Annotated in this window: 7 protein-coding genes; 4 read left to right on the forward strand and 3 right to left on the reverse strand. The window is 69.4% G+C overall.

Translation table 11 applies throughout. From position 1 onward, the window contains the following. Positions 1-72: 72 nt before the first annotated feature. From AB5J50_RS36510 to hflX, 3 genes are all read left to right on the forward strand, one after another. Positions 73-2,286 (forward strand): bifunctional (p)ppGpp synthetase/guanosine-3',5'-bis(diphosphate) 3'-pyrophosphohydrolase, encoded by a 2,214-nt coding sequence (locus AB5J50_RS36510; RefSeq protein WP_369262788.1) that lies wholly within the window; start codon positions 73-75, stop codon positions 2,284-2,286. A 109-nt stretch (positions 2,287-2,395) separates the two neighbouring features. After that, positions 2,396-3,892, forward strand: a complete 1,497-nt coding sequence (locus tag AB5J50_RS36515) for a M1 family metallopeptidase (RefSeq protein ID WP_369262790.1) — start codon at positions 2,396-2,398, stop codon at positions 3,890-3,892. A 173-nt stretch (positions 3,893-4,065) separates the two neighbouring features. Beyond that, positions 4,066-5,562 (forward strand): GTPase HflX, encoded by a 1,497-nt coding sequence (gene hflX / locus AB5J50_RS36520; protein ID WP_327432199.1) that lies wholly within the window; start codon positions 4,066-4,068, stop codon positions 5,560-5,562. Positions 5,563-5,689: 127 nt separating this feature from the next. On the opposite strand, the gene AB5J50_RS36525 is transcribed toward hflX, so the two are convergent. From AB5J50_RS36525 to AB5J50_RS36535, 3 genes are all read right to left on the reverse strand, one after another. Next, entirely contained in the window at positions 5,690-6,865 is a 1,176-nt protein-coding gene (locus tag AB5J50_RS36525; RefSeq protein WP_369262791.1) for a serine protease, read from the reverse strand. Between the two features lie 191 nt (positions 6,866-7,056). Next, positions 7,057-8,286, reverse strand: coding sequence for a serine protease (locus AB5J50_RS36530; protein ID WP_369262792.1), 1,230 nt, complete (start codon positions 8,284-8,286; stop codon positions 7,057-7,059). 423 nt (positions 8,287-8,709) lie between these two features. Beyond that, on the reverse strand, positions 8,710-10,278 hold the full coding sequence (locus AB5J50_RS36535) for a carbohydrate-binding protein (RefSeq protein WP_369262794.1): 1,569 nt from the start codon (positions 10,276-10,278) through the stop codon (positions 8,710-8,712). Between the two features lie 479 nt (positions 10,279-10,757). On the opposite strand from AB5J50_RS36535, the gene AB5J50_RS36540 reads away from it, so the two are divergent. Further along, the gene (locus AB5J50_RS36540) at positions 10,758-12,302 is read left to right on the forward strand and encodes a diaminobutyrate--2-oxoglutarate transaminase family protein (RefSeq protein ID WP_369265608.1); all 1,545 of its coding nucleotides are present in this window, start codon (positions 10,758-10,760) and stop codon (positions 12,300-12,302) included. Positions 12,303-12,776 lie beyond the last annotated feature (474 nt).

Here is a 12,776-nt window from a genome sequence, read left to right on the forward strand (position 1 = left end):
GATCGATGCCATCCCCTGAGCCGTGTTCGCCATGGGGCACCCGTCCGCCGGTCTACGCAGCCGGAGGTGCCCATGAGTGCGGAGGCGACGAATCCCGCGACGCCAGGCCCAGTAACGCCCTCGCCCAAGCTCTCGGCCTCTCCCCCACTCTCGACTTCGCTCGAGCGGGGGGACCCCCATGAGCAGGGGGTGCCCCCAACGCACCGCAGGAAGGGCCGTCCCCGCATCGACCTGCGCCGCCTGGGCCGGGCCGCGCTGCTCGGCCCCGCGGCCCGCGACCGGCTGCCCGACGCCATCGGCCACGTGGCCGAGGCCCACCGCGCCCACCACCCCGACGCCGACCTGGAGCCCCTGCGCCGGGCGTACGTCCTCGCCGAGTCCTCGCACCGCGGCCAGATGCGCAAGAGCGGTGAGCCGTACATCACGCACCCGCTCGCCGTGACCCTCATCCTCGCCGAACTCGGCGCGGAAACCACGACGTTGACCGCCTCCCTGCTCCACGACACCGTCGAGGACACGGAAGTGACGCTCGATCAGGTGCGGGAGGAGTTCGGCGACGAAGTCTGCTACCTGGTCGACGGCGTCACCAAGCTGGAGAAGGTCGACTACGGGGCTGCCGCCGAGCCCGAGACGTTCCGCAAGATGCTGGTCGCGACCGGCAACGACGTCCGCGTGATGTCGATCAAACTCGCGGACCGGCTGCACAATATGCGGACCCTGGGCGTCATGCGCCCCGAGAAACAGGCGCGCATCGCCAAAGTGACCCGGGACGTTCTGATCCCGCTCGCCGAACGCCTCGGTGTCCAGGCGCTCAAGACCGAGCTGGAAGACCTCGTCTTCGCGATCCTGCACCCCGAGGAGTACGAGCACACCAGGGAGCTGATCGCCGACAACGCGGCGCGCGACGGCGACCCGCTCGCGGAGATCGCCGATGAGGTGCGCACGGTTCTGCGCGACGCCGGGATCCAGGCCGAAGTCCTCATAAGGCCACGGCACTTCGTCTCCGTGCACCGCGTGTCGCGCAAGCGCGGTCCGATGCGCGGCGCCGACTTCGGACGGCTCCTGGTGCTCGTGAACGAGGACGCCGACTGCTACGGAGTGCTCGGCGAACTGCACACCTGCCTCACCCCGGTGGTCTCGGAGTTCAAGGACTTCATCGCCGTCCCCAAGTTCAACCTGTATCAGTCGCTGCACACTGCCGTCGCGCGCGGGGACGGCGAGGTCGCCGAAGTTCTCATCCGCACCCACCAGATGCACAAGGTCGCCGAGGCAGGGGTCATCGCGCTGGGCAATCCCTACGCTCCTCCTTCGGAGGAGCAGGCGGACGGCGGCGCGGAGCGCCCCTTCGACGGCGAGCGCGCCGACCCCACCCGTCCCGGCTGGCTCTCCCGCCTCCTCGACTGGCAGGAAGGCGCCCCGGACCCGGACACCTTCTGGTCCACACTGCGCGAAGACCTGGCGCAGGACCGTGAGATCACCGTCTTCCGCGCCGACGGCGGCTCGTTGGGCCTTCCCGAGGGTGCCAGTTGTGTGGACGCGGCGTACGCGCAGTACGGCGAGGACGCGCACGCCTGCATCGGTGCCCGCGTCAACGGTCGCCTGGCGACGCTGAGTACCGTCCTGAGGGACGGCGACACCGTCCAGCTCCTCATGGGGCAGGACCCCGCCTCCGAGCCCTCCAGGGAGTGGCTGGAGCACGCGCACACGGCTGCCGCGCGGATCGCCATCCAGCGCTGGATGGCCGCCCACCCCGCACCCAGCGACACAGAGACCCCGGAGGCGCCCGCCGCGACCCCCCGGCCGGCCGCCGACCCGCGCGCCGCACGGCCCTCCGCGAACGCCGTCGTCGACCAGCCCGGCGCTTCCGTACGACTCGCGGGCTGCTGTACGCCCGTACCGCCCGACGAGGTGACCGGCTTCGCCGTACGCGGGGGTGTGGTGACCGTGCACCGCGTGCAGTGCGCCGGAGTGGAGCGCATGAAGAGCGGGGGGCGCGCGGAGGTCGGCGTGCGCTGGGGTGACACCACCGAGTGCCGGGTCACGCTGGTCGCCGAGTCCTTCGGGCGCCCCCATCTGCTCGCCGACCTCACCGAAGCCATCGCCCTGGAGGGCGTCGCCATCGTCTCGGCGACCGTCGAGCCCCCCAGCCAGCAGCGCGTGCGCCACACGTACACGCTCCAACTCCCGGACGCGGCGCACCTCCCCGGGCTGATGCGGGCGATGCGCAACGTACCGGGGGTGTACGACGTGAACCGGGCGCAGCATCAGGCGGCGGCCGCCCGATGAGCCCCGGTATCAGCCGGCGGCCGCGCAAAAAGCCTCCGTACCGACCCGTTCGGGTGGGCCGGGCGCGAGTCGTCACCGCGGGACGGGTGAGCGCTGGTAGCGGTGGTCCATGCTGCTCACCCCCCGCCCAAGGATTCCTCGTCCCCGAACCCGCCGCATCAAGGCGGCGCTGCTCGCCTCGGCGGTCTCCGTCTGTCTGATCGCCGCGAGCGCCCCCTCACCGGCCACGCCCCTGGGCGTCGGCGACCGCCTCTTCCCGCACCTGGGCAACCCCGGATACGACGTCGAGTCGTACGACCTCGCCTTCACCTATCCCGGCACCAACACCCAACCGCTCGCGGCCGTCACCACGATCGACGCCGTGACGTCCGCCCGGCTCGACCGGATCAATCTCGACTACGCGCACGGAAAAGTGGGATCGGTCGAGGTCAATGGGGTGCCCGCGGCGTTCACGAGCACCGGGGAGGACCTGGTCGTGACGCCCGCGCAGCCACTGCCGACGGGCAGCTGGATGCGCGTCACCGTGCACCACACCAGCGACCCGATCGCCGCCAAGGACCAGGACGGCGGCTGGGTGCAGACCAAGGACGGGCTCGCGATGGCCAACCAGGCCGACGCCGGGCACCTGGTCTTCCCGTGCAACGACCACCCCTCCGACAAGGCGATGTTCACCATCCACGTGACCGCGCCCAACGGGTACACGGCCGTCGCCAACGGTCTGCCGGCCGGAACGGACCGTACCCGCCGGTCCACCACCTGGACGTACCGCACCGAGCACCCCATGGCCACCGAGCTGGCCCAGGTGTCCATCGGACGCTCCACCGTGCTGCACCGGAGCGGGCCGCACGGCCTGCCCGTACGCGATGTCGTGCCCACCAAGGACCTCAAGACGCTCGAACCGTGGCTCAAGAAGACCCCCGACCAGATCGCCTGGCTGGAGGGGAAGGTCGGCCGGTATCCGTTCGAGACGTACGGGCTGCTCATGGCCGAGGCGCAGACGGGCTTCGAACTGGAGACACAAACACTCTCTCTCTTCGAGAGAGACCTCTTCACCGAGCCGGCCTACCCGAAGTGGTACGTCGAGTCGATCATGGTGCATGAGCTGTCGCACCAGTGGTTCGGCGACAGCGTCAGCCCCCGCACCTGGTCCGACCTGTGGCTCAACGAGGGGCACGCCACCTGGTACGAGGCCCTGTACGCCGAGGAGAAGGCGCACAAGCCGATGGAGGCGCGGATGAAGGCGGCCTACCGTGCGTCCGACTCCTGGCGGGCCGCCGGAGGGCCGCCCGCTGCGCCGAAGGGGCCCAAGCCCGGCCAGAAGATCAGCATCTTCCGGCCGAACGTCTACGACGGCGCGGCGCTGGCCCTGTACGCGCTGCGCCAGGAGATCGGGCGCCCCGCGTTCGAGCGTCTGGAGCGGGCCTGGGTGGGCGTGCACCGCGACGGGGTCGCCTCGACGGCCGACTTCGTGGACCTCGCGTCCGGTATCGCGGCCCGCGACCTGAGCGGATTCTTCCAGGGATGGCTGTACGGGAAGACGACACCGCCGATGCCCGGCCACCCGGACTGGAAGAGCGACGCCCCGCAGGCCCGTAAGGGCACCTGATAAGTCGCGTGACGAGACGGGCCGTGCCGTGCGACCATCTTCGAGCCGGCGGCGCGGCCCCTCGGGGGGTTGGCCCGGCGGAAACCGGGAATCTCCCGGTGGCCTCGGACGTTGTTCTCGGTGACGGGCGGCGTCCGTCGCCGCATCGCTCACCCCATCGACGTAAGGATCCAATGACCTCCTCTTCTTCCCCTTCCCAGGACGCGCAGAGCTTCGCGCAGAACTACCCCGAAGGTCTTCGGGCCGATGCCCTGATGGAAGAGGACGTCGCCTGGAGCCACGAGATCGACGGAGAGCGGGACGGCGAGCAGTTCGACCGCTCCGAGCGCGCGGCCCTGCGTCGCGTGGCAGGCCTTTCCACCGAGCTCGAGGACGTCACCGAGGTCGAGTACCGACAGCTCCGCCTGGAGCGCGTCGTACTCGTCGGCGTCTGGACCACGGGGACCATTCAGGACGCGGACAACTCGCTCGCCGAGCTGGCAGCCCTCGCGGAGACCGCGGGCGCGCTCGTGCTCGACGGCGTCGTCCAGCGCCGTGACAAGCCCGACGCGGCCACCTACATCGGTTCCGGCAAGGCCAATGAGCTGCGGGACATCGTCCTGGAGACCGGCGCCGACACCGTGATCTGCGACGGTGAGCTGAGCCCCGGCCAGCTGATCCACCTCGAGGACGTCGTCAAGGTCAAGGTCATCGACCGTACGGCCCTGATCCTCGACATCTTCGCCCAGCACGCCAAGTCCCGAGAGGGCAAGGCGCAGGTAGCGCTCGCGCAGATGCAGTACATGCTGCCGAGGCTGCGAGGCTGGGGTCAGTCGCTGTCCCGTCAGATGGGCGGCGGCAAGGGCGGCGGCCTCGCCACCCGTGGTCCCGGTGAGACGAAGATCGAGACGGACCGGCGCCGTATCCGCGAGAAGATGGCGAAGATGCGCCGGGAGATCGCGGACATGAAGACCGGCCGTGAGATCAAGCGCCAGGAGCGCCGTCGCAACAAGGTGCCCTCGGTCGCCATCGCCGGATACACCAACGCGGGCAAGTCCTCCCTGCTCAACCGCCTCACGGGCGCGGGCGTGCTCGTCGAGAACGCGCTGTTCGCGACCCTCGACCCGACCGTGCGCCGGGCAGAGACCCCGAGCGGGCGGCTGTACACGCTGGCCGACACGGTCGGGTTTGTACGCCACCTGCCGCACCACCTGGTCGAGGCGTTCCGCTCCACCATGGAGGAGGTCGGCGACTCCGACCTGATCCTGCACGTGGTGGACGGCTCGCACCCGGCGCCGGAGGAGCAGCTGGCCGCCGTGCGCGAGGTGATCAGGGACGTCGGCGCGACCGACGTGCCCGAGATCGTCGTGATCAACAAGGCGGACGCGGCCGATCCTCTGGTGCTCCAGCGGCTGCTGCGGATCGAGAAGCGCTCCATCGCGGTCTCGGCCCGTACCGGCCGGGGCATGGCGGAACTGATCGCGCTCATCGACAACGAGCTGCCGCGCCCCTCGGTCGAGATCGAGGCGCTCGTGCCGTACACCCACGGCAAGCTGGTCGCCCGCGCGCACAACGAGGGCGAGGTCATCTCCGAGGAGCACACCCCGGAGGGCACGCTGCTCAAGGTGCGGGTGCACGAGGAGCTGGCGGCGGATCTGACGCCGTACGTTCCGACACCGGCGCTCCCGTAGCGACGGACGCACATCGTCGTAAGACCGTATGAAGGCCCGCCCCCTTTCCCAGGGGGCGGGCCTTCATGGTGTGGCCTTCATGGTGTGTACGCGCACAGGACCTTCGTCGTGTGTACGCGCGGGGCGCCTACTGGCCGCCGTACTCCTTGCTCATGGTCTCGTAGAGCTGCTCGGCGCCCTTGCCCAGTTGCGGTCCCGCCAGCCAGGTGTTGTCGGACGGGCCGATCGACGTGTTCGACACGAGCTTCGTCTCGCCGTCGACGACTCGGAACCAGCCGCCGCCGGACGAACCGCCGGTCATGGTGCATCCGATGCGGTACATCGTCGGCAGGGTCGGGTCCAGCGAGAGCCGGCCCGGCTTGTCGACGCACTTGAACATGTTCAGGCCGTTGTACGGCGGTGCGGCCGGGTAGCCCCAGGCGCCCATCGCGCTGACGTCCTGGGCGGACGGTGCGGAGAAGTCCACGTCCAGTGCGTTGCCGACGGTCTCCTCAAGGGACTTGGTGCCCTGCTCCGGCTTCACGTGCAGTACGGCGTAGTCGTACGGAGCGCCCGCGCCGCCCGTCTCGTCGCCGCCCGAGATCCACTCGTTCGAGGTGGAGGCCCAGTCCGCCCACCACTGGCCGTACGGGGCGATCTCCGACGCCGTGGCGCTGCCCAGCTCGGACTCGGACTTGCCTTGGTCGTTGTAGGAGGGCACGAAGGCGATGTTGCGGTACCAGCCGCCGCTGCCGCCCGCGTGGACGCAGTGGCCGGCGGTCCACACGAGGTTCGACTTGCCGGGGTGGTTCACGTCCTTGATAACCGTGCCCGAGCAGACCATCGAGCCCTCGGGGGAGTCGAAGAAGACCTTCCCGACCGGAGCGGCGTGGTCGTGGTACGGAGTCTTCTCGGCCTGGGCGTCGACCGGCGCCGGATCCGGGTCGCTGATGCCCTGGTCGGCCGCCGCGTCCTTCGCCGAGATCGTCTTGTCCGGGTCCTTGGCGGACTTCATCCGCTCGGGCTTCCACAGCCCCTCGATCACCGGGTTGACGAAGTCCTTGGCCTCGCTGAGCCACTTGTCCTTGTCCCAGTTCTTCCAGCCGTCGCTCGCCCACTGGTCGACGTCAATGCCGTGCTCTTTGAGCTTGTCCTTGATGTCGTCCGGGATTTTGATCTTGTCGTCGCCGCTCTGCGACGAGGAGGCGGTGGAACCACCGCTCGCCCTGTCATCACCCGAGTTGCAGGCGGTGGCGGTCAGTGTCAGGACCGCGACCAGACCGGTGGCGGCGAGGAAGGCGCGCCGCCTTCTTGAGGAACGCATGCTGCTGAAACCCCCCGATGGTGCTGTTGTGTCATGTGCTTGTCGGGCGAAGGCGGGCCCGCCGCGGAACCCCGCTCGAACGCGACACCCCCACCATGCCCGTGCAGTTGGGGACGAACGGCGGTGGGCCGTCCAAGGCTCCTGTGAGCGGGCCCACCGCCGTCAGTCCGATCCCGGTCACGTCCTGCGCATTACTGCCCGGCGAACTTCCCGCTCACCGAGTCGTACACACCCTTGGCCACATCACCCAGCCGCGGACCCGCCAGCCAACCGGACTTGACCGGTCCGATCGACGTGTTGGACACCAGAGCGGGCTTGCCGTCCGAACCCGTGGCCACCCAGCCGCCGCCGGACGAACCACCGGTCATCGTGCACCCGATCCGGTACATCGTCGGGTCGGACTGCGCGACGGACAACCGTCCCGGCTTGTCCGTGCACTGGTACAGCTTCTGGCCGTCGAAGGGCGCCGCCGCCGGGTAACCCGTCGCCGTGATGCTCGACACCTTCGGCACGGCCGGAGCCGAGAAGTTCACCGGAAGCGCCGAACCGACCGTCTCCTCAAGGGACTTGCCGCTACTGCCCTTCTCCGGAGTCACATGCAGCACGGCGAAGTCGTACGAGGCTCCCTGGCCGCCCGTGGAACCGCCCTGCTCGATCCACTGGTCCGAGGTCTGCGCCCAGTCGCTCCACCAGACACCGTACGGAGCGACCTCCTGGCGGGCGGCCTTCTCCAGCTGGGCAGCCGTCTTGCCGGAATCGTTGTACGACGGCACGAAGGCGATGTTGCGGTACCAGCCGCCCTTCTTGCCGGCGTGCACACAGTGGCCCGCGGTCCACACGAGGTTGGACTTGCCCGGGTGCGCCGGGTCCTCGACCACCGTCGCCGAGCAGACCATCGTGCCCTCGGGGGAGTCGAAGAACACCTTGCCCGCCTCGGGCGCGTTGGCGTGGTAGGCGGTCTTCACGGCCTGCGCGGTCACGGCGGCCGGAGTCGGGTCCGTGACGCCTTGGTCACCGGTGAGGTCGTTGTCGTCGACCCCGTTGTTCTTGTCGGGGTCGTCGGCGCCGCGCATCCGGTCCGGGTCCCACAGCCCCTTGATGATCGGGTTGATGTAGTCGTCGGCCTCGCGCAGCCAGTCGTCCTTGTTCCAGTTCTTCCAGGCGCCCTTCTTCCACTTGTCGATGTCGATCCCGTGCTGCTTGAGCTTGTTCTTGATGTCGTCCGGGATCTTGATCTTGTCGTCACCGCTCTGGGCGGCGGACGCGGTGGAACCGCCGCTCGCCTTGTCGTCGCCCGAGTTGCAGGCGGTGGCCGTCAGCGCCAGTGCCGCGGTGAGGCCGACGGCGGCCAGCACGGGGGAGGTTCTGCGGCGCGCGCTCCTCCCTCGACGAGCGGTGAAGGGCGGGCGTATCGATCGCATGGTGTAACTCCCCCTGAGCGTATGGGAACTGAGCGCTGCTTGTGCGGGTGCGTACGCGTTCGTACGTGCAGCTTCGTACGGATGTGCCGAACCGAACTCCCTTGGTACGGGACCGCAGGCGTTGTTCAGCCGGTGATCAGCCGGTATGCGTGAGCGGATCAATGGGTATGGCTGAACGGCTTGTTCGGCACGGCTGAACGGCACCAAAGACTATGCGGTCGCTGTGGGGGACATCTGACGGAACGGCAACGGTTTCGCTACGGGCTGTCTCACCACCTGCGTTGACATCAGCCAGTGAGCTCCCGGTTCCCGGGGTTCCTTGCGTGCGTGGAGGGCGGAACTGCGGACCGGCCCGTCCGGGTGAGGCGGACGGGCCGGTCAGGGGCATCGCCGGCCCCGACACGCTCGACGGGGCCGAGCGGGTTACGGCGTCACCACGGTGCCGCCGAATGTGACGGCGAGGTGGCCGTCCGAGGCATAGGACCAGCCCAGGGCGCCGGAGTACGAGGAGCAGCGGGACCCGTTCGTACCGGTCCAGAACTGGTTCGTGCTGTCGGCGTCACCGATGGTCTTGTCGTTCGAGCCGCTGACGCTGAACCGGCACGAGGTGTTGGTCCGGAACACCGAAGTGCCGGCGTCGAACGAGAAGTTGCGCTCCGCGTTGTCGATGCTGGCGTTGTTCGAGATGGTCATCGTGCCGGGGTTGCTGTTGTAGGTGAACCCGTGATGGCCGTTGCCGTAGGCGATGCTGTGCTGGACGACGTGGTTGACCGCGATGTCGTCGCCGCCGAGCTTGTAGCCGTTGCGGTCGCCGTTGGAGTTCACGGTGCCGTCGGAGAGCGTGCCGTTGTTGTAGGACAGGGAGTACTCGATGGTCACCGGGCCGATGGCACCTGTGTCGGTCTTGGTGTAGAGGTCCCAGCCGTCGTCGATGTTGTTGTGGGAGACGTCGTACCGGAAGACGTTCCCGGTGCCGGTGGTGAGCTTCGCGGCGAAGCCGTCGGCGTCCTCGCCGTCGGAGTCGGCGTTGTCGTGCGACTCGGCGCTCACGATCAGGTTGTTGGACGGCCACTGGGAGCTGGGCGTGCTGGAGGCGATCCGGCCGAGCTGCAGCCCTGTGTCGCGGTTGTAGCGGGTCACCGTGCGCTCGACGACGTTGTTGCTGCCGCCGACGTAGATCCCGTTGTCACCGGCGTGCTCGACGACGATGCCGTAGACGTGCCAGTACGAGGCGTTCAGCTGGAGCCCGCGGTTCGACGAACTCTCGCTCTGTGCCGAGAAGTTCAGCACCGGGGTCTCGCCCGGGTAGGCGGACAGGGTGGTGCGGGCGCTGGAGGTGCCGTCGGTGCCGGCCGGGACGGTGACCGTCGACGAGTAGCTGTACGTCCCGCCACGCAGGTAGATCGTGCCGCCGGGAGTGATGCGGCTGATCGCCGAGGTGAGCGTCGTCGGGGCCGACTCCGTTCCGGCCGCGCTGTCGGTGCCGCTCGCGGACACGTACAGCACGGTGCCCGCCGCCGCCCCGGACACCTCGGCGTCGAGGTAGTCGACGTTCGGCAGTCCGGCTGAGCCGGTCGGGTTGAGCCGGATGGTGTTGCTGCCCGCGGCCACCGGGACCGTGAGCGTTTTCGTCGTCCACGTCGACCAGGCGCCGGTGCCCTCGAACGACGCCGACGTGGCCGTCGAGCCGTTCACGGTGATGTCCGCGGGCCGTGCGCTGGTGGTCCCGTTGGCGAAGCGGATGTTCAGCGTCGCCGTTCCCGCGCTGGCAGCGTTCACGGTGAACTGCGCGTACGCGCCGACCGCGTTGGTGCCGTTGCAGAACCCGCTGCCGGAGTAGCCGGCCCAGTCGGAGTCGATGGTGCCGGTACAGACCGCCGGGGAGCTCTCGGCCTCGTAACGGGTGGACGCGGCCTGCGCCGTGTTGCCGGACAGCGCGACGAGCGCGCCGGCTAACAGGCTGACGGACGCGATGACTGGTCTCAGTTGCATCGTTCGCCTCCAGGTTGGTTGATTCGTCTGAACAGGGGTGGGGCCGACCCCTTTCTGCCGTGGCTGTGGGTGTGGCAACGTGACAGGTGGAGAAAGCGCTTTCATCGAAAGTTAAATGCGTGTGACGTGAGCACGTCAATAGACGTGTACGTGATTTCTGTTCATGAGCATGAACGATAGCTGCTGCCGAGGGTGAGGTGAGGGCCGTGGACCCCGCTGAGATCACCCACGGGCATGGGCGGAGCCGTCGCTGACTGATGTCGGCAGCGGATGACCCCTGCTTCTGCACCCGGGGCCGGGCTGGACCGGCAAGGGTTCTGTCACGGCAAGGATCTTCAACTCACCCGCTTCCCCGCGCGGGCCGCGTCGTTGGTACGTACGGGGGACCTGCCGCCTGTGCTCAGAGCCCCCTGCCAACTCGCCTCTGGACAGCGGGAGGACCTGTAGTCGTGGCCGTGACCGAGTCTGCGGTGGTGCCGATGGGGGCGCCCGGGGTTTCTGAGGGGGCGCGCGAGGGAGGTCCGGGAGCGTCCGAGGGGGCGCGCGCGGCGCACGAGGGGATTCTGCGGCGCCAATCGGCGCGCGAGTCGGCGGCGCGCACCTATGCGCGCGCCCTTCCGATCGTTCCCGTGCGGGCGCGCGGGCTGACGATCGAGGGCGCCGACGGGCGCCGCTATCTCGACTGCCTCTCGGGCGCCGGGACTTTGGCCCTCGGACACAACCATCCCGTGGTCCTGGAAGCGATCAGAAGGGTCCTCGATTCGGGCGCACCGCTACACGTCCTCGACCTCGCCACGCCCGTGAAGGACGCCTTCACCACCGAGTTGTTCCGCACACTGCCGCCCGAGTTCGCCGACCGCGCGCGGGTCCAGTTCTGCGGACCGGCCGGGACGGACGCGGTCGAGGCCGCGTTCAAACTGGTGCGCGCGGCGACCGGGCGCACGGGGATGCTCGCGTTCACCGGTGCCTACCACGGGATGACCGCGGGGGCGCTCGAAGCATCCGGCGGCGCGACCGAGGTACGTGTCGCGCGCCTGCCCTATCCGCAGGACTACCGCTGCCCGTTCGGCGTCGGCGGCGACCGCGGCGCCGAACTCGCCGCGCGCTGGACCGAGTCGGTGCTCGACGACAGCAAGTCGGGCGTACCGCGCCCCGCCGGAATGATCCTCGAACCCGTCCAGGGCGAGGGCGGGGTGATTCCCGCGCCCGACGCGTGGATGCGCCGGATGCGCGAGATCACCGCGTCGCGCTCCATCCCCCTGATCGCGGACGAGGTCCAGACCGGAGTGGGCCGCACCGGCGCCTTCTGGGCGGTGGAGCACAGCGGGATCACACCGGACGTGATGGTCCTGTCCAAGGCCATCGGCGGCAGCCTGCCGCTCGCCGTCGTCGTCTACCGCGACGACCTCGACGTCTGGCAACCCGGCGCCCACGCGGGCACCTTCCGCGGCAACCAGCTCGCGATGGCCGCGGGCACGGCGACCCTCGCGTACGTCCGTGAAAACGGTCTCGCCGAGCGCGCCGGGACTCTGGGTGCCCACATGCTGGCCCAACTCCGCAAACTCGCCGACGAGTTCCCCTGCATCGGCGACGTGCGGGGTCGCGGACTGATGATCGGCGTCGAACTCGTCGACCCCGAGGCGGCTGCCCCGCATCCCGCTGCCGACGGCCCTCGCCCCGCCGCCCCCGAACTCGCCGCCGCCGTCCAACGAGAGTGCCTCCGCCGAGGCCTGATCGTGGAACTGGGTGGCCGCCATTCAAGCGTGGTGCGTCTCCTGCCCCCGCTGACCATCAGCGACGAACAGGCGACCGCGGTACTCGACCGACTCGCGGACGCGGTGGGTGTGGTGGCGCGTGGGGACTCGGGGCGTGGCGGGGACGGAACACGCGGAGGCGAGGGGCCTCATGGTGTCGATTCCCCTCGCGGCGCTGAAAGACCTCGCGGTGCCGACGAGGCTCGCCATGCTGACGAACCCCGTGGCGAGGGCGTGCTTCGCGGTGACGGACCGGGACTGGGGCGCTGACGGACGTCGTAGTGCCGGGGACGCTGAGGGGGCGCTGTCGCGTCGCGATGTGGTGGCCGACGTGTTGCCCGACGTGTCGGGTTCGACGTCCGTCGTACGACGCTGGGGCTGCGGGACCGCACTATCGCTCAGCTGGCCGGCCAGCCAGCCAGCCAGCCAGCCGGCCAGGCCGACGAGCCAGACCGGCCAGGCAGACCGGTCTGGCCCAGCCCGAGCAGCGTCGAACCGCCTCAGCCCACTCGTTCCCCCACCCGGATCAGGCCAGCTCCAACCGAGTCACCCCACCAGGACCTCGACCTCTGCCCCTCACTCCTTGAAGTCCAGACGCCTCGCGCAGGCCACCACCATCCCGACGAGAACCACCACCCCCACCCGAAATCAACCAGGAACGCCAAAGGCCCAACGCACGCCAGTACCGCCCCGGTTCGTCGCCGCACGAGCCCGAACGCCCCCAAGGAACTCTCGTGAACGCCA

The organism is Streptomyces sp. R35, assembly GCF_041053035.1.
Taxonomy (GTDB): Bacteria; Actinomycetota; Actinomycetes; order Streptomycetales; family Streptomycetaceae; genus Streptomyces; species Streptomyces lutosisoli.